The sequence below is a fragment of the Pseudomonas sp. GCEP-101 genome (assembly GCF_025133575.1).
In the GTDB taxonomy this organism is placed as follows: domain Bacteria; phylum Pseudomonadota; class Gammaproteobacteria; order Pseudomonadales; family Pseudomonadaceae; genus Pseudomonas; species Pseudomonas nitroreducens_B.
This window is the reverse complement of record NZ_CP104011.1, coordinates 74,706-96,588: the sequence shown is the minus strand read 5'-3', so window position 1 is coordinate 96,588 and position 21,883 is coordinate 74,706. Positions and strand designations below refer to the sequence as shown.

Sequence of the window (21,883 nt, the reverse complement as noted above, 5' to 3'; positions counted from 1 at the left end):
TGCGGACGGTGCTTTGCCGCCCGCAAGCGCGTATGATGCGCGACCTTTTTATTCGTTGCATGCCACACCGGGAGGTGCCCAGATGACCGACACGCACGAAAACCTTGAAGAACTTACCCCAGCCCCGGCCGGCGAGAAACTGCAGAAAGTCCTCGCCCGCATGGGCGTCGGCTCGCGCCGCGACGTCGAGGCCTGGATCGAAGAAGGCCGCGTCAAGGTCAACGGTGCTGTGGCCACCCTCGGCCAGCGCGTGGGCGACCGCGATGCCATCGCCGTCGACGACCGCCTGCTCAAGCGCGAGAAGATCGAAGAGCACGTCCGTCGCGTGCTGATCTACAACAAGCCCGAAGGCGAAGTCTGCACCCGTGACGACCCGGAAGGCCGCCCCACCGTGTTCGACCGTCTGCCGCGCCTGCGCAGCGGCCGCTGGATCAACGTCGGCCGCCTGGACATCAACACCACCGGCCTGCTGATGTTCACCACCGACGGCGAACTGGCCAACCGCCTGATGCACCCGTCCTACGAGATGGACCGCGAGTACGCCGTGCGCGTGCGCGGCGAAGTCGACGAAGAGATGATCGAGCGCCTGAAAGCCGGCGTGATGCTCGAGGACGGCCCGGCCAAGTTCAGCGACATCCAGGAAGCGCCCGGTGGCGAAGGTTTCAACCACTGGTACCACGTGGTGGTGATGGAAGGCCGTAACCGCGAAGTCCGCCGCCTGTGGGAGTCCCAGGGCGTGGTGGTCAGCCGTCTGAAGCGCGTGCGCTTCGGGCCGGTATTCCTGACTTCCGAGCTGACCATGGGCCGCTACCGCGAGATGGGCCAGCGCGAGCTGGACATCCTCAGCGAGGAGGTCGGCCTGGCGCCGGTCGCCCTGCCGGCGGTATCCACCAAGACCAAGGAAAAGGTCGAGCGCCAGGAGCGCAAGCTCGGCAAGAAGCTGGCGCCCAGCGAGCGTCCGGGCCGTGGCTCGCGTACCCGCACCGAGCGCGCCGAAGGCGAGCGTCCGCAACGCGCTCCGCGTCCGGCCGCTGGCGAGCGCCCGGCCCGTGCACCGCGTGATGGCGACGAGCGTCCGGCCCGCGCCCCGCGCGGCGACGACACCCGCGCGCCGCGCAAGCCGCGCGATGTGGGCAGTGATCGTCCCGCCCGTGCTCCGCGTGACGCAGGTGACCGCCCGGCCCGTGGCCCGCGCAGCGACGCTGGCGAAGGTCGCGCTCCGCGCAAACCGCGTGATGCCGGCGGTGATCGTCCTGCCCGCGCGCCGCGCGATGGCGCCGAGCGTCCGGCCCGTGGCCCGCGCAGCGATGCCGGCGAAGGCCGCGCTCCGCGCAAGGCACCGAGCGACCGTCCGGCGCGTGAGCAGGGTGCTCCGCTGGCCGAGCGTCCCGGCAAGCCGGCGCGCAAGCCGATCGCCAAGCGTCGTCCGCAGGCTGCCGGTGACGGCATGCGTCCGGGCTTCAAGCGCTAAGCGATAGCGGTCAAAAGGGCTCCTCGGAGCCCTTTTTTATTGCCTGGGATTTGCTGGCCGGAGGCCTGGTAGGAGCGAGCTTGCTCGCGAACGAGTATCCCGGCGGCTCCGACATCAGGCGGGTTCGCGAGCAAGCTCGCTCCTACAGGTGTTCAAGCGCGTGTAGGAGCGGGCCATGCCCGCGATCGCGCCCATGGCGCGCGCTCCTACCGTCCAGCCCCGGCGACGCCGTGGTCCGTTGGTGAACTCAGGGAACGGAAGGCCTTCGGATCAGCTGGCGCAGGCCAGCCGATTGCGTCCGTCGCGCTTGGCTTCATACAGCGCGGCATCGGCGCGGCGCAGCAGGTCGTCCACCGACTCGCCGCCATGGAGCGTGGCGCAGCCCAGGCTGATCGACAGCGGCAAGCGCTTGCCGTTGACGGCCAGGTTCAGCTCTTCCACGGCAGCGCGCAGCCGTTCGCCCACCTGCACGGCAGCAACGCCGGGAGTGTTGGAGAGCAGCACGAGGAATTCCTCGCCACCGAAGCGGAATACCATGTCGACGTTGCGCAGGCTGTTCTTCAGCGCCGTGGCCACGGCGCGCAGGGCATCGTCGCCGACACTGTGGCCGTACTCGTCGTTGATCTGCTTGAAGTGGTCCAGGTCGAGCATGAGGATCGACAGCGGCAGCAGATGGCGCCGCGCGACCTCGACCTCGCGGGTCAGCGTCTGGTCCATGGCGATGCGGTTGCCGGTGCCGGTCAACGCGTCGCGCAGCGCCGACTGCACGGCGGCGCGGTAGAGCAGGGCGTTGCGCAGCGGATAGAGCAGACAGGCCATCAGCGACTCCAGCTGCGCCAGCTCGGCCTCGGCGAAGCGCCGGGCGCGGCGGAAGCTGATCTCGCCCAGGTATTCGCTGCCATGGGTCAGGCGGTAGTCGGCACTGTGCCGCGCCGCGTCGCCGAACTCCAGGCGCAGGTCGGCGCCGGCATGGGCATAGGCCAGGTACTCCACGGGCAGCAACTGCTGGATCTCGCGGAAGAACACCGCCAGGATGCGCTCCGCCTCCAGGCTCACCTGCAATTGCAGGTTCAACTGCTGGCGCAGCTCCAGCAGTTCCAGCGGACGCCGCGAGGGTTTGCGGAGGTCCTGGCTGGTGGCGCGCTGGAGCTTGGCGGCATCGAAATCGATGGTGTTGGACTGCTTGGGAGGAACCATGGCGGTGACCATTTTTACGGCGTTTGCGAAGGACAGAGCGATTTCCGTGCCAGGGCAGGAAAAGGCCTGAAAAGACGCCGTATTGACCGACCGGTGGCGGTCGGGGTTCCGCAGCGAGGGAGGTTTCGCCAGAAGTCTGGCGAAATGATGGCACTTTGCCGGAGGGCGCCGGTAAGCGGAGCCGGAAAATTGGCGGGAAGCGGCGTCGTTGCTGGGCTACAGGCCGACGCCGCTGGTACGTCCGTACCGTATCTTGCGGAGTGAATCAGTCCTGGGCGTTGAACGCCTGGCCATTCACGCCCTTGCTGTCCGGGCCCATCAGGTACAGGTAGACCGGCATGATCTCTTCGGGCGCCGGGTTGTTGAAGGCGTTCTCGCCCGGGTAGGCGTGGGCGCGCATGGCGGTACGGGTGGCGCCGGGGTTGACGCTGTTGGCGCGCACGCTGGAGATATCCTCGCACTCGTCCGCCAGCACCTGCATCAGCCCTTCGGTGGCGAACTTCGATACCGCGTAGGCGCCCCAGTAGGCACGGCCCTTGCGGCCGACGCTGCTGGAGGTGAAGACCACCGAGGCATCCTCGGAGAGCTTGAGCAGCGGCAGCAGGGTATGGGTGAGGCTGAACATGGCGTTGACGTTCACCTGCATGACGCGGGTGAAGTTCTCGGTGGAAATCTGCTCGATGGGCGAACGCAGGCCGAGGATCGACGCGTTGTGCAGCAGGCCGTCGAGCTTGCCGAACTCCTGCTCGATGGTGGCCGCCAGTTCGTCGTACTGGTGGGGCTGGGTGGTTTCCAGGTTCAGCGGGATCACCACCGGTTCCGGATGCCCGGCGGCGACGATCAGGTCATAGACCTCGTTGAGGTAGTCCTCGGTCTTGCCCAGCAGCAGCACGGTGGCGCCGTGGGCGGCGAAGGCCAGCGAGGCGGCCCGGCCGATGCCGCGACCGGCGCCGGTCACCAGGATGACGCGGCCCTTGAGCAGGTCGGGGCGGGCGGAATAGTCGAACATGGGGGCTCCTTCGGAGAGCGGCAAGCGACAAGCGGCACCGTGCGGCTTTGGGCTTGAGGCTTGAGGCTTGCGGCGTGTGGCTTGGGCTGCTGCTTCAGCAGCTGCAGAGGGCGCGATCGAGGACGGCGAGCAGGTCGCGGGGCGCGTCGACGATGACGTCGGCGCCCCAGTGCGCGGGGTTGTCGTCCGGGTGGATGTAGCCGTAGCGCACGGCGGCGGTCTTGGTCCCGGCGGCGCGGCCCGATTCGATATCGCGCAGGTCGTCGCCGATGAACAGCACCTCGGACGGGTCGACCTTGAGCTGGCTGCAGGCCAGCAGGAGCATTTCCGGGTCCGGCTTGCTGTTCTTCACGTGGTCCGGGCAGACCAGCACGGCTGAGCGCTCGGCCAGGCCCAGTTGCTCCATGATCGGCGCGGCGAAGCGCACCGGCTTGTTGGTCACCACCCCCCAGATCAGGCGCGACTGCTCGATGCTGTCCAGCAGCTCGGCCATGCCTTCATACGGGCGGGTGAGCACGGCGCAATGCGCCTGGTAGCGGTCGAGGAACTCCTGGCGCAGGGGCTCGAAGCCGGGGGCTTCCGGATCCATGTCGAAGGCCGCGGCGACCATGGCGCGGGCGCCACCGGAAACCACGTCCTGGATGCGCTGGTCGGCCACCGGCGCGCGGCCGTGGGCCTTGAGCATCGCCTGGCACACGGCGATGAAGTCCGGCGCGGTGTCCAGCAGCGTGCCGTCCATGTCGAAGAGAACCGCTCTGAGCATGCGACTCACTCCTCGCGCAGGGTCTGGATCATGTAGTTGACGTCGACATCGCCCGCCAGCTTGTAGTGCTTGGTCAGGGGGTTGTAGGTCAGGCCGATGATGTCCTTGACCGCCAGGCCCGCATCCCGCGACCAGGCGCCCAGCTCGGAGGGGCGGATGAATTTCTTGAAGTCGTGGGTGCCGCGGGGCAGCAGGCGCATCACGTATTCCGCGCCGACGATGGCGAACAGGTAGGCCTTCGGGTTGCGGTTGATGGTGGAGAAGAACACCTGGCCGCCGGGCTTGACCATCTTGTGGCAGGCGCGGATGACCGAGGCCGGGTCCGGCACGTGTTCGAGCATCTCCAGGCAGGTCACCACGTCGAACTGCCCGGGCATTTCCTCGGCCAGCTCTTCGGCGGTGATGCGGCGGTATTCCACCGGCACGCCGGATTCCAGCTGGTGCAGCTGGGCGACCGCCAGGGGCGCTTCGCCCATGTCGATGCCGGTGACGGTGGCGCCGCGCTGGGCCATGGCTTCGCTGAGGATGCCGCCGCCGCAGCCGACGTCCAGCACTTTCTTGCCGGCGAGGCTGACGCGCTCGTCGATCCAGTTGACGCGCAGCGGGTTGATGTCGTGCAGGGGCTTGAACTCGCTTTCGCGGTCCCACCAGCGGTGGGCGAGGGCCTCGAATTTGGCGATCTCGGCGTGGTCGACGTTGCTCATGGTGTCCCTATTGATCGAAAAGCTGGAAACGAAGGCTGACTATGATGCCAGCTTCGCGGAATGGATGGGGCGCGGCATGACAGATTGTCGCAGCTTCCGTTTCCTGGCGGTGTCTGCGCCCACGGCTTCCCTCTCCCTAACCCTGGCGGCGCGCCCCGCTCCGAAGGGAGAGGGGACTGGATCGGCGCGAGCTTTGATACTGGCGCATCGCTTGATGCCGTGGTGGCTGGAAACGCAGAAACCTTCGCTCCGCTCGGAACGCCGCCTCTCCCTTCAGGGAGAGGGCTGGGGAGAGGGGGCTTGCAAACGCGGGGTCAGCCCCCGGCGATCTTCCGACCCCACTCGCCCGCCACGGCAATCAGCCGCTCCTCATCCAGTCGGGTGAGCCTGCCGTCGTCCAGCAGCTGCTTGCCGCCAACCCACACGTGGCGCACGCAGTCGCGGCCGCTGGCGTAGATCAGCTGGGAAACCGGCTCGTACACCGGCTGTTGTGCCAGCCCGGAGAGGTCGAACGCGGTCAGGTCGGCCGACTTGCCCAGTTCCAGGCTGCCGGTTTCCTGCTCCATGCCCAGCGCGCGGGCGCCGTTCAGTGTGGCCATGCGCAGGGCGCGGTGGGCATCGAGGGCGGTGGCCTGGCCAGCCACGGCCTTGGCCAGGAGGGCGGCGGTGCGGGTTTCGCCGAGCAGGTCCAGGTCATTGTTGCTGGCCGCCCCATCGGTGCCGATGGCGACGTTGACGCCGGCCTGCCACAACCGCTCCACCGGGCAGAAGCCGCTGGCCAGCTTGAGGTTCGATTCCGGGCAATGCACCACCGAGCTGTTGGTTTCCACCAGCATGGCCAGGTCTTCGTCGTTCACCTGGGTCATGTGCACGGCCTGGAAGCGCGGCCCGAGCAGGCCGAGGCGGTGCAGGCGGGCCAGCGGGCGTTCGCCGTGCTTCTCCAGCGCCTGCTGGACCTCGAAGGCAGTCTCGTGGACGTGCATGTGGATGCCGGCGTCCAGTTCCTCGGCCAGCATCAGGATGTTTTCCAGCTTGTCGTCGCTGACGGTGTACGGCGCGTGCGGGCCGAAGGCTACCTTGATGCGTGGGTGGTGCTTGAGGTCGTCGCGCAGCGCCAGGCCCTGGCGGATCGCCTCGTCGGCGTCGCGCGCGCCGGGCACCGGGAAATCCAGCACGGGCGCGCTGATCTGCGCGCGCACACCGGCCTTGTGCACCACCTCGCAGGCGACCTGCGGGAAGAAGTACATGTCCGAGAAACAGGTGATGCCGCCCTTGAGCTGCTCGGCGATGGCAAGCTCGGTGCCGTCGCGGACGAAGTCTTCGCCGACCCATTTGGCCTCGGCCGGCCAGATGTGCTCCTGCAGCCAGGTCATCAGCGCCAGGTCGTCCGCCAGGCCGCGGAACAGGCTCATCGCCGCGTGGCCGTGGGCGTTGATCAGACCGGGGGAGAGCAGCATGCCCGGCAGCTCGCGGGTTTCCGTGGCCGGGTGGCGCAGGGCCTCGGCGCGCGGGGCGAGCAGGGCGATGCGGCCGTCGCGGATGCCCAGGCCGTGATCGCGCAGGACGACGCCGGCGGGCTCCACGGGGACGATCCAGGTGGGGAAGAGCAGCAGGTCGAGCGGGACTTTTTCGGTCGGCATGAAGCGCATCCTGGGCGCGTGGATAAAGGCGCCGAGTATAGCCGAGCGCCGGGGCCTAAGGCTCGGTATACTCCGCCGTTTCCCGGTGTTTCCGGGGCGATTTCCGTGGCGCCGGAGCGGCCCGCGATTCCATTGAAATGAAGAGGTGTTCCATGCGTGAGCGACTGTTGGCGGCCGAACGGGTCACGGCCATTGATTGGCGCAAGGGCACACTCCGACTGCTGGACCAGCGCCTGCTGCCGCTGGAGGAAACCTGGCTGTCCTACGAGACGGCCGAGGGCGTCGCCGACGCCATCCGTCAGATGGTGGTGCGGGGCGCGCCGGCCATCGGCATCGCTGCCGCCTATGGCCTGGTGCTGGGCCTGCGCGCCCGTGTGGCCGCCGGCGGCGACTGGCGCGCGGCGCTGGAGGAGGACTTCACCGTCCTCGCCGAATCGCGTCCCACGGCGGTCAACCTGTTCTGGGCGCTGAACCGCATGCGCGACCGCCTGGAGCGCCTGAAGCCGGGCGAGGACCCGCTGCCGCTTTTGGAGGCCGAGGCCGTGGCGATCCACGAAAGCGACCGCGAGGCGAACCTGACCATGGCCCAGCTGGGCGTGGACCTGATCCGCAAGCACCACGGCGGCCCGCAGAAGATCCTCACCCACTGCAATACCGGCGCCCTGGCCACCGGCGGCTTCGGCACCGCGCTGGGCGTGCTGCGCGCAGCGCACCTGGAAGGGCTGATCGAGCGCGTCTACGCCGACGAGACCCGCCCCTGGCTGCAGGGCGCTCGCCTGACCGCCTGGGAGCTGGCCAACGAGGGTGTTCCGGTCACCCTGAATGCGGATGCGGCCGCCGCGCACCTGATGAAGACCGAAAGCATCACCTGGGTCATCGTCGGCGCCGACCGCATCACCGCCAATGGCGACGTCGCCAACAAGATCGGCACCTACCAGCTGGCCGTGACCGCCATGCACCATGGCGTGCGCTTCATGGTTGTGGCGCCCAGTTCGACCATCGACATGGGCCTGGAAAGCGGCGAGGACATCCCGATCGAGGAGCGCGACGGTCGCGAACTCCTGGAAATCGGCGGCAAACGTGTCGCGGCCGACGTCGAAGCCTTCAATCCGGTGTTCGACGTGACCCCGGCCGATCTGATCGACGCCATCGTGACCGAGCGCGGCGTGGTCGAGCGCCCGGACGCCGAGCGGATGGCCCAGCTGATGAGCCGCAAGCGCCTGCACTGACGGGGCCTGCGGCAATTCATCGAGGGGCTTGGGCAAGGGTAGGGTTTGACCCTGGCTTGTGGTAAGCTCCGACGGTTCTTGATGGGGCATTTTTTCGCCCCCCACAGCATCGCGGATCAGCGGCCAAGTCGTTGATTTGTAGAGAGTCGGTGGCGCTTTGATGGCGCACCGCGCTCCGCCGGGCTCAGGACGAGCGTGGCGGAGTCCCATTTGAAAAAGGAACCAGGCTTCTCATGGGCGAACTGGCCAAAGAAATCCTCCCGGTCAACATCGAAGACGAACTCCGACAGTCCTACCTCGATTACGCCATGAGCGTGATCGTCGGTCGTGCCCTGCCCGATGCGCGCGACGGCTTGAAGCCCGTGCACCGGCGCGTCCTGTACGCCATGAGCGAACTGGGCAACGACTGGAACAAGCCCTACAAGAAGTCCGCCCGTGTGGTCGGCGACGTGATCGGTAAGTACCACCCGCACGGCGACACCGCGGTATACGACACCATCGTCCGCATGGCCCAGCCCTTCTCGCTGCGCTACATGCTGGTCGACGGCCAGGGCAACTTCGGTTCGGTGGACGGCGACAACGCCGCGGCCATGCGATACACCGAAGTGCGAATGGCCAAGCTCGCCCATGAGCTGCTGGCGGACCTGGACAAGGAAACCGTCGACTGGGTGCCCAACTACGACGGCACCGAGCAGATCCCGGCGGTCATGCCGACCAAGATCCCGAACCTGCTGGTCAACGGTTCCAGCGGTATCGCCGTGGGCATGGCGACCAACATCCCGCCGCACAACCTCACCGAGGTGATCGACGGCTGCCTGGCGCTGATGGACAACCCCGAGCTGTCCATCGACGAGCTGATGAACTACATCCCCGGCCCCGACTTCCCGACGGCGGGCATCATCAACGGCCGTGCGGGCATCATCGAGGCCTATCGCACCGGCCGTGGCCGCATCTATATCCGTGCCCGCGCCACCATCGAGGACATGGAAAAGGGCGGCAACCGCCAGCAGATCATCATCACCGAGCTGCCCTACCAGCTGAACAAGGCCCGTCTGATCGAAAAGATCGCCGAGCTGGTGAAAGAGAAGAAGATCGAAGGCATCACCGAGCTGCGCGACGAGTCCGACAAGGACGGCATGCGCGTGGTCATCGAGCTGCGCCGCGGCGAAGTGGGCGAGGTCGTGCTGAATAACCTCTACGCCCAGACCCAGCTGCAGAGCGTCTTCGGCATCAACGTGGTGGCCCTGGTCGACGGCCAGCCGCGCACGATGAACCTCAAGGAAATGCTCGAGGTGTTCATCCGTCACCGCCGTGAAGTGGTGACCCGCCGGACCGTCTACGAACTGCGCAAGGCCCGCGAGCGCGGCCACATCCTTGAAGGCCAGGCCGTCGCGCTGTCGAACATCGACCCGGTGATCGAGCTGATCAAGACCTCGCCGACCCCGGCCGAAGCCAAGGAACGCCTGATCGCCACCGCCTGGGAATCCAGCGCCGTGGAGGCCATGGTGGAGCGCGCCGGTGCCGATTCCTGCCGTCCGGAAGACCTGGATCCGCAGTACGGCCTGCGCGAGGGCAAGTACTACCTGTCGCCGGAGCAGGCCCAGGCCATCCTGGAACTGCGCCTGCACCGCCTGACCGGCCTGGAGCACGAGAAGCTCCTGTCCGAATACCAGGAAATCCTCACCCTGATCGGCGAGCTGATCCGCATTCTGACCAGCCCCGAGCGCCTGATGGAAGTCATTCGCGAGGAGCTGGAGAAGGTCAAGGCCGAGTTCGGCGATGCCCGCCGCACCGAGATCGTCGCGTCGCAGATGGACCTGACCATCGCCGACCTGATCACCGAAGAAGAGCGCGTGGTGACCATCTCCCATGGCGGCTACGCCAAGTCCCAGCCGCTGGCTGCCTACGAGGCCCAGCGTCGCGGCGGCAAGGGCAAATCCGCCAGTGGCGTGAAGGACGAGGACTACATCGAACACCTGCTGGTCGCCAACAGCCACGCCACGCTGCTGCTGTTCTCCAGCAAGGGCAAGGTCTACTGGCTGCGCACCTTCGAGATCCCGGAAGCCTCCCGCACGGCCCGTGGCCGTCCGCTGGTGAACCTGCTGCCGCTGGACGAAGGCGAGCGCATCACCGCGATGCTGCAGATCGACCTGGAAGCCGTGCGTGCCCAGTTCGCCGGTGAAGAGGGCGATGACGACGACGTGGTCGCCGAGCAGGTCGCCGAGGTGGTGGAAGCCGAAGAAGGCGAAGAGGGCGATGACGCCGACTTCAGCCAGGACGAGCCGACCGGCGCGTACATCTTCATGGCCACCATGAAAGGCACCGTGAAGAAGACCCCGCTGATCCAGTTCACCAAGCCGCGTTCCAACGGCCTGATCGCCCTGAAGCTGGAAGAGGGCGACTCGCTGATCGCCGCCGCCATCACCGACGGTTCGAAGGACGTGATGATGTTCTCCAACGCCGGCAAGGTGATCCGCTTCAAGGAAAGCAAGGTGCGCATCATGGGTCGTAACGCCCGTGGCGTGCGCGGCATGCGCCTGGCCGACGACCAGCGCATCATCTCCATGCTGATCCCCGAGTGCCGCGAGGCGCAGATCCTCACCGCCTCCGAGCGTGGCTACGGCAAGCGCACCCCGCTGGCCGACTACCCGCGTCGCGGTCGTGGCGGCCAGGGCGTGATCGCCATGGTGATCAACGAGCGCAACGGCAATCTGGTGGGTGCCGTGCAGGTGCTGGACGGCGAGGAAATCATGCTGATTTCCGACCAGGGCACCCTGGTGCGTACCCGTGTCGACGAAGTGCGCGGCGCTGGCCGTAACACCCAGGGCGTGATCCTCATCAAGCTGGCCGCCGACGAGACCGTCGTGGGTCTGGAGCGGGTGCAGGAGCCGACCGTGGTGGAAGGCGAAGACGACGTCATCGACGGCGAGATCGTCGACGGCGAGGTCTCGGACGAGAACCCAGAAGCAGGCGAAGCTGCGGCGGAAGAAGCCCCGCAGGCCAGCGAAGACTGATAGCGAGAGTGGATGTGAGCAAGCGAGCCTTTAACTTCTGCGCCGGTCCCGCGGCGCTTCCCACCGAGGTGCTGGAGCGCGCCCGCGCCGAACTGCTGGATTGGCAGGGCAAGGGGCTGTCGGTCATGGAGATGAGCCACCGTAGCGACGACTACGTGGCCATCGCCGAGAAGGCCGAACAGGACCTGCGCGACCTCATGGGCGTGCCGTCGAACTACAAGGTGCTGTTCCTGCAGGGCGGTGCCAGCCAGCAGTTCGCCGAGATCCCGCTGAACTTGCTGCCCGAAGATGGCGTGGCGGACTACGTGGAAACCGGCATCTGGTCGAAGAAGGCCATCGAAGAGGCTCGCCGCTACGGCAACGTCAACGTGGTCGCCAGCGCGTCCAAGTACGACTACTTCGCCATTCCCGGTCAGAACGAGTGGAACCTGTCCAAGGACGCGGCCTATCTGCACTACGCGTCCAACGAGACCATCGGCGGCCTGGAATTCGACTGGATTCCGGAAGTCGGCGACGTCCCGCTGGTGGTGGACATGTCCTCGGACATCCTCTCGCGCCCGACCGACGTGTCGAAGTTCGGCCTGATCTACGCCGGCGCGCAGAAGAACATCGGCCCGAGCGGCCTGGTGGTCGTCATTGTTCGCGAAGACCTGCTGGGCCGCGCCCGCAGCATCTGCCCGACCATGCTCAACTACAAGGTCGCCGCCGATAACGGCTCCATGTACAACACCCCGGCGACCTATTCCTGGTACCTCTCCGGCCTGGTCTTCCAGTGGCTGAAGGAGCAGGGCGGCGTCGAGGCGATGGAGAAGCGCAACCGCGCCAAGAAGGACATGCTGTACGGCTTCATCGACAGCAGCGACTTCTACACCAACCCGATCCAGCCCAGCGCCCGCTCCTGGATGAACGTGCCGTTCCGCCTGGCCGACGAGAAGCTCGACAAGGTCTTCCTCGAAGGCGCCGACGCACGCGGCCTGCTCAACCTGAAGGGCCACCGTTCGGTGGGCGGCATGCGTGCCTCCATCTATAACGCCCTGGGCCTGGACGCCATCGAAGCCCTGGTCGGCTACATGGCCGAGTTCGAGAAGGAGCACGGCTGATGAGCGACGCTGACCAGCTCAAGGCTTTGCGCGTACGCATCGACAGCCTCGACGAGAAGATCCTCGAGCTGATCAGCGAACGCGCCCGCTGCGCCACCGACGTGGCGCGCGTGAAAATGGCCGCGCTGCCCGAAGGCGAGAAGCCGGTGTTCTACCGGCCCGAGCGCGAGGCCTGGGTGCTCAAGCACATCATGGAGCTGAACAAGGGCCCGCTGGACAACGAGGAAGTCGCGCGTCTGTTCCGCGAGATCATGTCCTCCTGCCTCGCCCTGGAGCAGCCGCTGAAAGTGGCCTATCTCGGCCCGGAAGGCACCTTCACCCAGGCCGCGGCGCTCAAGCACTTCGGCCATGCGGTGATCAGCACGCCGATGGCGGCCATCGACGAAGTGTTCCGCGAAGTTGCCGCCGGTGCGGTGAACTTCGGCGTAGTGCCGGTGGAAAACTCCACCGAGGGCGCGGTCAACCACACCCTCGACAGCTTCCTCGAGCACGACCTGGTGATCTGCGGCGAGGTGGAGCTGCGCATCCACCACCACCTGCTGGTGGGCGAGAACACCAAGACCAACAACATCACCCGTATCTACTCCCACGCCCAGTCCCTGGCCCAGTGCCGCAAGTGGCTGGACGCGCACTACCCGAACGTCGAGCGCGTGGCGGTCTCCAGCAACGCCGATGCCGCCAAGCGAGTGAAGAGCGAGTGGAACAGCGCGGCGATCGCCGGCGACATGGCGGCCAGCCTGTACGGCCTGGACAAGCTGCACGAGAAGATCGAGGACCGTCCGGACAACTCCACGCGCTTCCTGATGATTGGCAACCAGGAAGTGCCGCCCACCGGCGACGACAAGACCTCCATCATCGTCTCCATGCGCAACAAGCCGGGCGCGCTGCATGAGTTGCTGGTGCCGTTCCACAACAACGGCATCGACCTGACCCGCATCGAGACCCGCCCGTCGCGCAGCGGCAAGTGGACCTACGTGTTCTTCATCGACTTCGTCGGTCACCACAAGGACCCGCTGATCAAGGATGTGCTGGAGAAGATCAACAGCGAAGCCGTCGCCCTGAAGGTGCTGGGTTCCTATCCCAAGGCCGTGCTCTGATGCCCAGCAGTCGAAATATTCGCTGGCAGCCGTCGGTGGTCGATCGCAAGAGCCGCTCGTGGATCAAGGGGCAGCGCCCGTGTCTGATCTGGCTGACGGGGCTGAGCGGCTCCGGCAAGTCGACAATCGCCGACGCTCTCGAACATCGACTGCATGCGTGTGGTCGGCATACCTACCTGCTCGATGGCGACAACCTCCGCCACGGCCTCAATCGTGACCTGGGCTTCAGTGCCGAGGACCGCTGCGAGAATATCCGCCGGGTAGGCGAGGTGGGCGCGCTGATGGTGGATGCGGGGCTTATCGCCATTGCGGCGTTCATCTCGCCGTTCCGGGCCGATCGCGACCTCGTCCGTGCCTTGCTGCCCGAGTGCTTTGTCGAGGTTCATGTTTCCACCCCGCTGAGCGTCTGCGAGGAGCGCGACCCCAAGGGTCTTTACCGCAAGGCGCGGGCCGGCGAGCTGAAGCAGTTCACCGGTATCGACTCCCCGTTCGAAGTCCCGGAGGCCGCGGAACTGGCCATCGATACCTCCACGTTGACGGTCGAGGAAGCGGTCGACCGCATCTGCAATTACATGGTGGCCGCCGGTTACATCGACTCATTCTGAGCGGCCCCACTCGAGAGAGATGCCCCATGAGCTGTGATTTCCTTGCCCTGGCCCAGCCGGGTGTGCAGAAGCTTTCCCCCTATGTGCCGGGCAAGCCGGTCGATGAACTGGCCCGCGAGCTGAAGCTCGACCCCGCCGGCATCGTCAAGCTGGCCAGCAACGAAAACCCGCTGGGCCCGAGCCCGAAGGTCCTCGAGGCGATCCGTGCCGAACTGGCCGAACTGACCCGCTATCCCGACGGCAACGGCTTCGAGTTGAAGAGCCGCCTGGCTGAGCGTTGCGCCGTCGACACCGCGCAAGTCACCCTGGGCAACGGCTCCAACGACATTCTCGACCTGGTGGCCCGCGCCTATCTGGCCCCCGGCCTGAACGCCGTGTTCAGCCAGTACGCCTTCGCCGTCTACCCGATCTCCACCCAGGCCGTTGGCGCCCAGGGCAAGGTCGTGCCGGCCAAGGACTGGGGCCATGACCTGGAAGCCATGCTGGCGGCCATCGATGCCAACACCCGCGTGGTCTTCATCGCCAACCCGAACAACCCCACCGGCACCTGGTTCGGCCCGGACGCGCTGGAGCGCTTCCTGTCGCAGGTTCCGGAGAGCGTCCTGGTGGTACTCGACGAGGCCTACATCGAGTACGCCGAAGGCGAGGAGCTGCCGGACGGCCTGAAGTACCTGGCCCGCTACCCGAACCTGCTGGTGTCGCGCACCTTCTCCAAGGCTTATGGCCTGGCGTCGCTGCGCGTCGGCTACGCGATCTCCTCGGCGCAGGTCGCCGACGTGCTCAACCGCGTGCGCCAGCCGTTCAACGTCAACAGCCTGGCCCTGGCCGCCGCCTGCGCCGCGCTGGACGATGCCGAGTACCTCGCCGAGGGCAAACGCATCAATGACGAGGGCATGGTGCAGCTGGAAAACGGCCTGCGCGCACTCGATCTGCAATGGATCCCCTCCAAGGGCAACTTCATTGCCGTCGATCTGAAACGCGACGCCGGCCCGGTCTACCAGGCCCTGCTCGCCGAAGGCGTGATCGTCCGTCCGGTGGGGGGCTACGGCATGCCGCAGCACCTGCGCATCTCCATCGGCCTGCCGGCCGAGAACGCCCGCTTCCTCGAAGCGCTGGCCAAGGTGCTTGCCCGTGCCTGATGTCCAGCCGCACAAGCTGCGCCGCCTGGTGGTGGTGGGGCTCGGCCTGATCGGCGGTTCCTTCGCCAAGGGCATCCGCCAGAAGGGGCTGTTCGAGGAAGTGGTCGGCGTCGACCGTGACCCGGAAACCCGCCGCCTGGCGGTGGAGCTTGGCGTGGTCGACCGCTGCGAGGAAAGCCTCGCAGCCGGCTGTCGCGACGCCGACGTGATCCAGCTCGCCGTGCCGATCCTGGCCATGGAGAAGGTCCTCGGCGAACTCGCTACCTTCGACCTGGGCAACGCCATCCTCACCGACGTCGGCAGCGCCAAGGGCAACGTGGTACGGGCCGCGAAGGCGGTGTTCGGCGGCATGCCGGCGCGCTTCATTCCCGGCCACCCGATCGCCGGTTCCGAGCAGAGCGGAGTGGAGGCGGCCAACGCGAAACTGTTCCGCCGTCATAAAGTCATCCTCACGCCGCTGGATAATGCCGACGCGGATGCGGTCCGGTGCGTCGAAAGTCTCTGGCGCGAGCTGGGCGCGGATGTCGAGCAGATGGACGTCGAGCACCACGACGAAGTCCTGGCGGCGACCAGCCACCTGCCGCACCTGCTGGCCTTCACGCTGGTCGACTCGCTGGCCAAACGCAGCGAGAATCTGGAAATCTTCCGCTATGCCGCTGGCGGCTTCCGCGACTTCACGCGGATCGCCGGCAGCGACCCGGTGATGTGGCACGACATCTTCCTCGCCAACCGCGAGGCGGTGCTGCGCATCCTCGACGTATTCCGTGACGACCTCGACGCCCTGCGCGAGGCCGTCGACAAGGGGGACGGGCAGCAACTGATGGGCGTCTTCACCCGCGCCCGCGTTGCCCGCGAGCATTTCAGCAAAATCCTGGCCCAACGGGCCTATGTGGACGCCATGCACAACAATGACCTGATTTACCTGGCCCAGCCGGGTGGCCGCCTGTCCGGACGTGTTCGCGTACCGGGCGACAAGTCCATTTCCCACCGCTCGATCATGCTCGGCTCCCTGGCCGAAGGCACGACCGAAGTGCAAGGCTTCCTCGAAGGCGAAGACGCCCTGGCCACTATTCAGGCGTTCCGCGACATGGGCGTGGTCATCGAAGGCCCGCACCACGGCCGCGTGACCGTCCACGGCGTTGGCCTGCACGGCCTGAAGCCGCCGCCCGGTCCGATCTACCTGGGCAACTCCGGCACCTCCATGCGCCTGCTCAGCGGCCTGCTGGCAGCCCAGCCGTTCGACTCCACCTTGACGGGCGACCCGTCGCTGTCCAAGCGTCCGATGAACCGCGTCGCCAAGCCGCTGCGCGAGATGGGCGCGGTGATCGAGACCGGCCCCGAAGGCCGTCCGCCGCTGACCATCCGTGGCGGCAAGAAGCTCACCGGCATGCATTACGACATGCCGATGGCCAGCGCTCAGGTGAAATCCTGCCTGCTGCTCGCCGGCCTCTATGCAGCCGGCCAGACCTCCACCACCGAGCCGGCTCCGACCCGCGACCACACCGAACGCATGCTGCGCGGCTTCGGCTACCCCGTCGACGTCGAGGGCGCTACCGCCCGCGTCGAGTCCGGCCACAAGCTCACCGCCACCTCCATCGAAGTTCCGGCCGACATTTCCTCGGCCGCCTTCTTCCTGGTCGCGGCGAGCATCGCCGAAGGTTCCGACCTGACCCTGGAGCACGTCGGCATCAACCCGACCCGCACCGGCGTCATCGACATCCTCAAGCTCATGGGCGCCGACATCACCCTGGAAAACCAGCGTGAAGTGGGCGGCGAGCCGGTTGCCGACATTCGCGTGCGTTCGGCCCAGCTGAAGGGCATCGACATCCCCGAAGACCTGGTGCCGCTGGCCATCGACGAATTCCCGGTACTCTTCGTCGCCGCCGCCAACGCCCAGGGCCGCACCGTCCTGCGCGGTGCAGAAGAGCTGCGCGTGAAAGAGTCCGACCGCATCCAGGTCATGGCCGACGGCCTGATCGCCCTGGGCGTGAAGTGCGAGCCGACCCCGGACGGCATCATCATCGATGGTGGCAGCTATGGCGGCGGCGAAGTCTGGAGCCATGGTGACCACCGTATCGCCATGTCTTTCAGCGTGGCCTCCCTGCGTGCCGGCGCGCCGATCCGCATCCACGACTGCGCCAACGTCGCGACCTCCTTCCCGAACTTCCTCGGGTTGGCCTCCGGCGCGGGCATCCGCGTCGCCGAGGAGAAGAACTGATGAACGCTGAATGGCCGGTCGTCGCCATCGACGGCCCCAGCGGCTCCGGCAAGGGCACCGTCGCCGGCCTGCTGGCCAAGCGCCTGGGCTGGAACCTGCTGGACTCCGGCGCGCTGTACCGCCTGCTGGCGTTCGCCGCCGGTAACCACGGTATCGACCTGACCAACGAGGAAGCCCTCAAGGTTCTGGCCGCGCACCTCGACGTGCAGTTCACCCACGCCAAGGGCGGGCAGGGCCAGCACATCATCCTCGAAGGCGAAGACGTCACCGACACCATCCGCACCGAACAGGTCGGCGCCGGCGCCTCGCAGGTCGCCGCGCTGCCGGCGGTGCGTGATGCGCTGCTGCAACGCCAGCGTGCCTTCCTCGAAGCGCCCGGCCTGGTGGCCGACGGCCGTGACATGGGCACCGTGGTCTTCCCCGGCGCCCAGCTGAAGATCTTCCTCACCGCTTCGGCCGAGGAGCGCGCCCGCCGCCGCTACCTGCAGCTGAAGAACAAGGGAATCGACAGCGACCAGGCGCAACTGGCCGAAGAAATCCGCACCCGCGACGAGCGCGACAGCCAGCGCGCCGTGGCGCCGCTGAAGCCGGCCAAAGGTGCAATCCTGGTGGACTCCACCTCGATGGGCATCGACGAGGTGGTCGACAGCATCCTCGCTGAGGTTTCGCGCCTGGGCCTGGCTGACTAGTCGAGCGGCAACAAATGAAAATCCCCGGCAGTGCCGGGGATTTTTCTTTAAGGGTGGGGCGGGGCCGCAGAATGGATCTGACAGGCGGTTCCCCCACCTTCCGAGGTTGGGCGAAAATGAAAGAACGAGGCTGGAGTCGGCAAGGGCATTGGACGCCAGGGCCGTCGATTGACGCAATCGCTATCCATTGCTACCATTCCAGACCTTGTATCGGGAGGGTTTCGCCCATATTGAGCGAAGCGTTCCCTTAAAATCTGAATGTGGAGCATCCGTTTCGGCGGGTGCAACAGGGGGCCGGCGGGATACCAGTCTTGATCCCGCTGGCTTCTTTTTCATCACTTGACCGTGTTCGCTGGTGGCGCGGAATCGGGCTTACAAGCCTTTGACTACAGGTATAGACATGAGCGAAAGCTTCGCAGAACTCTTTGAAGAAAGTCTGAAATCCCTCGACATGCAGCCGGGTGCAATCATCACCGGCATCGTGGTCGACATCGATGGTGACTGGGTCACCGTCCATGCCGGTCTGAAATCCGAGGGCGTCATCCCGGTCGAGCAGTTCTACAACGAACAGGGCGAGCTGACCATCAATGTGGGTGACGAAGTCCACGTTGCGCTGGACGCGGTAGAAGATGGCTTCGGTGAAACCAAGCTGTCCCGCGAGAAAGCCAAGCGTGCCGAGAGCTGGATTGTTCTGGAAGCTGCTTTCTCTGCCGACGAAGTGGTCAAGGGCGTCATCAACGGCAAGGTCAAGGGTGGCTTCACCGTTGACGTCAACGGCATCCGCGCGTTCCTGCCGGGTTCGCTGGTCGACGTGCGTCCGGTGCGTGACACCACTCACCTGGAAGGCAAAGAGCTCGAGTTCAAGGTCATCAAGCTGGACCAGAAGCGCAACAACGTTGTCGTTTCCCGCCGCAGCGTGCTGGAAGCCGAGAACAGCGCCGAGCGCGAAGCCCTGCTGGAATCCCTGCAGGAAGGCCAGCAGGTCAAAGGTATCGTCAAGAACCTCACCGACTACGGTGCGTTCGTTGACCTGGGCGGCGTCGATGGTCTGCTGCACATCACCGACATGGCCTGGAAGCGTATCAAGCATCCGTCGGAAATCGTCAACGTTGGCGACGAGATCGATGTCAAGGTTCTGAAGTTCGACCGCGAGCGCAACCGCGTATCCCTGGGCCTGAAGCAACTGGGCGAAGACCCATGGGTTGCCATCAAAGCCCGTTACCCGGAAGGCACCCGTGTTACCGCGCGCGTCACCAACCTCACCGACTACGGCTGCTTCGCCGAGCTGGAAGAGGGCGTGGAAGGCCTGGTACACGTTTCCGAAATGGACTGGACCAACAAGAACATCCACCCGTCGAAAGTCGTTCAGGTTGGCGACGAAGTGGAAGTTCAGGTTCTGGACATCGACGAAGAGCGTCGTCGTATCTCCCTGGGCATCAAGCAGTGCAAGTCCAACCCGTGGGAAGACTTCTCCGGCCGCTTCAACAAGGGCGACAAGATCTCCGGCACCATCAAGTCGATCACCGATTTCGGTATCTTCATCGGCCTGGAAGGCGGCATCGACGGTCTGGTTCACCTGTCCGACATCTCCTGGAACGAAGTTGGCGAAGAAGCCGTTCGCCGCTTCAAGAAGGGCGACGAGCTGGAAACCGTCATCCTCTCCGTTGATCCGGAGCGTGAGCGCATCTCCCTGGGCATCAAGCAGCTGGAAGACGATCCGTTCTCCAACTACGCCTCGCTCAACGAGAAAGGCACCATCGTTCGCGGTACCGTGAAGGAAGTTGACGCCAAAGGCGCTGTCATCAGCCTGGGCGGCGAAATCGAAGGCATCCTGAAAGCCTCCGAAATCAGCCGTGACCGCGTTGAAGACGCTCGCAACGTCCTGAAAGAAGGCGAAGAAGTCGAAGCCAAGATCATCAGCATCGACCGTAAGAGCCGCGTCATCTCCCTCTCCATCAAGTCCAAGGACGTTGATGACGAGAAAGATGCGATGAAAGAACTGCGTCACAAGCAAGACGCAGAAAGCACTGGTCCGACCACCATCGGTGACCTGATCCGTGCTCAGATGGAGAACCAGGGCTAATCCCTGCTTCCTCATCCAAGGAAAAGGGCGACTTCGGTCGCCCTTTTTCGTTTCTGCCTTTCACTGGGCGCGGGCGCGCAGTGCTTTTCCTACGCTGGAACTGACGCTATGTTGCCTGCCCCGTTCCGGTCGCCTTATCCATGCCTTACCTGCTTTTTGTCACCGTCCTCTGGGCGTTCTCCTTCAGCCTGATTGGCGAGTACCTCGCCGGGCAGGTCGACAGCTATTTCGCCGTGCTCACCCGTGTGGTGCTGGCCGGCCTGGTATTCCTGCCGCTCACCCGCTGGCGTGGCGTCGAGCCGCGATTCATCGCCGGGGTGATGCTGGCGGGCGCGCTGCAGTTCGGCATCACCTACGTCTGCCTGTACCAGAGCTTCCGCGTGCTGACGGTGCCGGAGGTGTTGCTGTTCACCGTATTGACGCCACTGCACGTGGCGCTGATCGATGATGCGCTAAACCGCCGCTTCAACGCCTGGGCGCTGCTGGCCGCCGCCGTGGCGGTACTGGGCGCCGGCATCATTCGCTATGACGGCGTCAGCGGCGACTACATCCAGGGCTTCCTGCTGCTGCAACTGGCCAACGCGACCTTCGCTGCCGGGCAGGTGTTCTACAAACATCTCGTGCAGCGTTATCCCTCGGACATCCCACAGTACCGCCGCTTCGGCTACTTCTTCGTCGGTGCGCTGGTGATCGCGCTGCCGGGCTGGTTGCTGTTCGGCAATCCGCAGAAGCTGCCGACCACCGAACTGCAATGGGGCGTGCTGGTGTGGATGGGCCTGTTGGCCACGGCGCTGGGCCAGTTCTGGTGGAACAAGGGCGGCACGCAGGTGGACGCCGGCACCCTGGCGGTGATGAACAACCTACACGTGCCGGTGGGCCTGCTGATCAACCTGCTGATCTGGAACGAGGCGGCCGACCTGCCGCGCCTGGCGCTGGGTGGTGCGGTGATCGTCGCGTCGCTGGGCGTCAATCGTTTCGGCCTGCGCCGTCGAAAGGAGCGCTTCGCATGACCATTTCCGGACGTGGTGTAGCGCTCTCCCTGGCGTCATCCGTGCTCTTCGTGACGCTGCCCGGTTACATCCATTCGCTGGAGCCGCTGACCAGCGTCCAGGTGATCGCACACCGGGTGGTGTGGTCCATCCCCATGGTCCTGCTGCTGGTGCTGTTCACCCGCCAGGGCGGCGTGCTGCGCGACGCGGGCCGGCGCCTGCTGCGCGAGCCGTGGTTGCTGGCATGCTTCCCGCTGACGGCAGCGATGATGCTGATCCAGTGGGGCGTGTTCATCTGGGCGCCCATGGTCGGGCGGACGCTGGAGTTGTCGCTGGGCTACTTCCTGCTGCCGCTGACCATGGTGCTGTGTGGTCGCTTGTTTTATGGCGAGCGCCTGACCCCGCTGCAGGCCATCGCGGTGGCCTTTGCGCTGGCGGGCGTGCTGCACGAGTTGTGGCTGACCCGCGCATTCTCCTGGTTCACCCTGATTACCGCGCTGGGCTATCCGCCGTACTTCATGCTGCGCCGCAAGATGGCGGTGGATTCGCTGTCCGGCTTCGTCTTCGAGATGCTCGTGCTGTTGCCGTTCGCCCTGGTGACCCTGTGGCTGACCGACAGCGGCAAGGTGCTGGAGGCAGTACCCCGACTGTGGGCGCTGCTGCCGCTGCTGGGGTTGATCAGCGCGCTGGCATTCGGCGCCATGATGGCGGCCAGCCGGCTGCTGCCGATGGGGCTCTTCGGGATTCTGAGCTACGTCGAGCCGGTGCTGTTGTTCGCCATTGCCGTGCTGTTCCTCGGCGAGGCGTTCAATCCGGCGCAGATCTGGACCTACGGGCCGATCTGGATCGCCGTGCTGCTGACCGGTTGGGATAGCGCGCGGTTGTTGCGCCGGCAGGCGCGCCGCGGCCTGTAAGGGAAGGGCGAGAAAGGAAGGC

At 65.9% G+C, this 21,883-nt stretch carries 17 protein-coding genes; 12 read left to right on the top strand and 5 right to left on the bottom strand.

Annotation, left to right across the window (positions count from 1 at the left end):
• The first annotated feature begins 82 nt into the window (after positions 1-82).
• Positions 83-1,471 carry a 23S rRNA pseudouridine(2605) synthase RluB gene (gene rluB / locus N0B71_RS00420; protein ID WP_442964640.1) on the top strand — a complete coding sequence of 463 codons (1,389 nt, stop codon included), beginning with the start codon at positions 83-85 and terminating at the stop codon, positions 1,469-1,471.
• 270 nt (positions 1,472-1,741) lie between these two features.
• On the opposite strand, the gene N0B71_RS00415 is transcribed toward rluB, so the two are convergent.
• The 5 genes from N0B71_RS00415 to N0B71_RS00395 form a co-directional block, all read right to left on the bottom strand.
• Positions 1,742-2,668 (bottom strand): GGDEF domain-containing protein, encoded by a 927-nt coding sequence (locus tag N0B71_RS00415; protein WP_259756518.1) that lies wholly within the window; start codon positions 2,666-2,668, stop codon positions 1,742-1,744.
• A gap of 265 nt (positions 2,669-2,933) precedes the next feature.
• Entirely contained in the window at positions 2,934-3,677 is a 744-nt protein-coding gene (locus tag N0B71_RS00410) for a YciK family oxidoreductase (RefSeq protein ID WP_259756516.1), read from the bottom strand.
• A 94-nt stretch (positions 3,678-3,771) separates the two neighbouring features.
• Positions 3,772-4,449 (bottom strand): N-acetylmuramic acid 6-phosphate phosphatase MupP, encoded by a 678-nt coding sequence (mupP, locus tag N0B71_RS00405; protein WP_259756515.1) that lies wholly within the window; start codon positions 4,447-4,449, stop codon positions 3,772-3,774.
• A complete protein-coding gene (gene ubiG, locus N0B71_RS00400) occupies positions 4,446-5,144 on the bottom strand; it encodes a bifunctional 2-polyprenyl-6-hydroxyphenol methylase/3-demethylubiquinol 3-O-methyltransferase UbiG (protein ID WP_259756513.1) in 699 nt (232 codons plus the stop codon). Before ubiG ends, mupP begins: the two co-directional genes overlap by 4 nt.
• A gap of 314 nt (positions 5,145-5,458) precedes the next feature.
• A complete protein-coding gene (locus N0B71_RS00395) occupies positions 5,459-6,784 on the bottom strand; it encodes a TRZ/ATZ family hydrolase (protein WP_259756512.1) in 1,326 nt (441 codons plus the stop codon).
• Between the two features lie 152 nt (positions 6,785-6,936).
• Between N0B71_RS00395 and mtnA the strand changes: the two genes are divergently transcribed.
• The 11 genes from mtnA (at position 6,937) to rarD (ending at position 21,861) form a co-directional block, all read left to right on the top strand.
• Positions 6,937-8,013: an S-methyl-5-thioribose-1-phosphate isomerase gene (gene mtnA / locus N0B71_RS00390; protein ID WP_259756510.1), complete on the top strand. Its 1,077-nt coding sequence runs from the start codon at positions 6,937-6,939 to the stop codon at positions 8,011-8,013.
• Between the two features lie 233 nt (positions 8,014-8,246).
• A complete protein-coding gene (gyrA, locus tag N0B71_RS00385; RefSeq protein WP_259756508.1) occupies positions 8,247-11,027 on the top strand; it encodes a DNA gyrase subunit A in 2,781 nt (926 codons plus the stop codon).
• Between the two features lie 14 nt (positions 11,028-11,041).
• Positions 11,042-12,127 carry a 3-phosphoserine/phosphohydroxythreonine transaminase gene (gene serC, locus N0B71_RS00380; RefSeq protein WP_259756507.1) on the top strand — a complete coding sequence of 362 codons (1,086 nt, stop codon included), beginning with the start codon at positions 11,042-11,044 and terminating at the stop codon, positions 12,125-12,127.
• Positions 12,127-13,224 carry a prephenate dehydratase gene (pheA, locus tag N0B71_RS00375; protein ID WP_259756505.1) on the top strand — a complete coding sequence of 366 codons (1,098 nt, stop codon included), beginning with the start codon at positions 12,127-12,129 and terminating at the stop codon, positions 13,222-13,224. Before serC ends, pheA begins: the two co-directional genes overlap by 1 nt.
• Positions 13,224-13,829, top strand: a complete 606-nt coding sequence (gene cysC / locus N0B71_RS00370; RefSeq protein ID WP_259756504.1) for an adenylyl-sulfate kinase — start codon at positions 13,224-13,226, stop codon at positions 13,827-13,829. The genes pheA and cysC overlap by 1 nt, the downstream gene beginning before the upstream one ends.
• 26 nt (positions 13,830-13,855) lie before the next feature.
• The gene (gene hisC / locus N0B71_RS00365) at positions 13,856-14,968 is read left to right on the top strand and encodes a histidinol-phosphate transaminase (RefSeq protein ID WP_259756503.1); all 1,113 of its coding nucleotides are present in this window, start codon (positions 13,856-13,858) and stop codon (positions 14,966-14,968) included.
• Positions 14,961-17,186 (top strand): bifunctional prephenate dehydrogenase/3-phosphoshikimate 1-carboxyvinyltransferase, encoded by a 2,226-nt coding sequence (locus N0B71_RS00360; RefSeq protein ID WP_243808804.1) that lies wholly within the window; start codon positions 14,961-14,963, stop codon positions 17,184-17,186. Before hisC ends, N0B71_RS00360 begins: the two co-directional genes overlap by 8 nt.
• On the top strand, positions 17,186-17,875 hold the full coding sequence (gene cmk, locus N0B71_RS00355; protein ID WP_259756502.1) for a (d)CMP kinase: 690 nt from the start codon (positions 17,186-17,188) through the stop codon (positions 17,873-17,875). The genes N0B71_RS00360 and cmk overlap by 1 nt, the downstream gene beginning before the upstream one ends.
• A gap of 400 nt (positions 17,876-18,275) precedes the next feature.
• Entirely contained in the window at positions 18,276-19,958 is a 1,683-nt protein-coding gene (gene rpsA / locus N0B71_RS00350) for a 30S ribosomal protein S1 (protein ID WP_259756501.1), read from the top strand.
• 140 nt (positions 19,959-20,098) lie between these two features.
• The gene (locus tag N0B71_RS00345; protein WP_259756499.1) at positions 20,099-20,968 is read left to right on the top strand and encodes a carboxylate/amino acid/amine transporter; all 870 of its coding nucleotides are present in this window, start codon (positions 20,099-20,101) and stop codon (positions 20,966-20,968) included.
• Positions 20,965-21,861 (top strand): EamA family transporter RarD, encoded by an 897-nt coding sequence (gene rarD, locus N0B71_RS00340; RefSeq protein ID WP_259756498.1) that lies wholly within the window; start codon positions 20,965-20,967, stop codon positions 21,859-21,861. Before N0B71_RS00345 ends, rarD begins: the two co-directional genes overlap by 4 nt.
• Positions 21,862-21,883 lie beyond the last annotated feature (22 nt).

What these genes read in the sequence shown, in the direction of transcription:
- hisC (WP_259756503.1), top strand. Translation starts at nt 13,856, where the DNA reads ATGAGCTGTGATTTCCTTGCCCTGGCCCAGCCGGGTGTGCAGAAGCTT.
- N0B71_RS00395 (WP_259756512.1), bottom strand. Translation starts at nt 6,784, where the DNA reads ATGCCGACCGAAAAAGTCCCGCTCGACCTGCTGCTCTTCCCCACCTGG.
- N0B71_RS00415 (WP_259756518.1), bottom strand. Translation starts at nt 2,668, where the DNA reads ATGGTTCCTCCCAAGCAGTCCAACACCATCGATTTCGATGCCGCCAAG.
- N0B71_RS00410 (WP_259756516.1), bottom strand. Translation starts at nt 3,677, where the DNA reads ATGTTCGACTATTCCGCCCGCCCCGACCTGCTCAAGGGCCGCGTCATC.
- mtnA (WP_259756510.1), top strand. Translation starts at nt 6,937, where the DNA reads ATGCGTGAGCGACTGTTGGCGGCCGAACGGGTCACGGCCATTGATTGG.
- cysC (WP_259756504.1), top strand. Translation starts at nt 13,224, where the DNA reads ATGCCCAGCAGTCGAAATATTCGCTGGCAGCCGTCGGTGGTCGATCGC.
- rpsA (WP_259756501.1), top strand. Translation starts at nt 18,276, where the DNA reads ATGAGCGAAAGCTTCGCAGAACTCTTTGAAGAAAGTCTGAAATCCCTC.
- N0B71_RS00345 (WP_259756499.1), top strand. Translation starts at nt 20,099, where the DNA reads ATGCCTTACCTGCTTTTTGTCACCGTCCTCTGGGCGTTCTCCTTCAGC.
- rarD (WP_259756498.1), top strand. Translation starts at nt 20,965, where the DNA reads ATGACCATTTCCGGACGTGGTGTAGCGCTCTCCCTGGCGTCATCCGTG.
- gyrA (WP_259756508.1), top strand. Translation starts at nt 8,247, where the DNA reads ATGGGCGAACTGGCCAAAGAAATCCTCCCGGTCAACATCGAAGACGAA.
- ubiG (WP_259756513.1), bottom strand. Translation starts at nt 5,144, where the DNA reads ATGAGCAACGTCGACCACGCCGAGATCGCCAAATTCGAGGCCCTCGCC.
- rluB (WP_442964640.1), top strand. Translation starts at nt 83, where the DNA reads ATGACCGACACGCACGAAAACCTTGAAGAACTTACCCCAGCCCCGGCC.
- cmk (WP_259756502.1), top strand. Translation starts at nt 17,186, where the DNA reads ATGAACGCTGAATGGCCGGTCGTCGCCATCGACGGCCCCAGCGGCTCC.
- pheA (WP_259756505.1), top strand. Translation starts at nt 12,127, where the DNA reads ATGAGCGACGCTGACCAGCTCAAGGCTTTGCGCGTACGCATCGACAGC.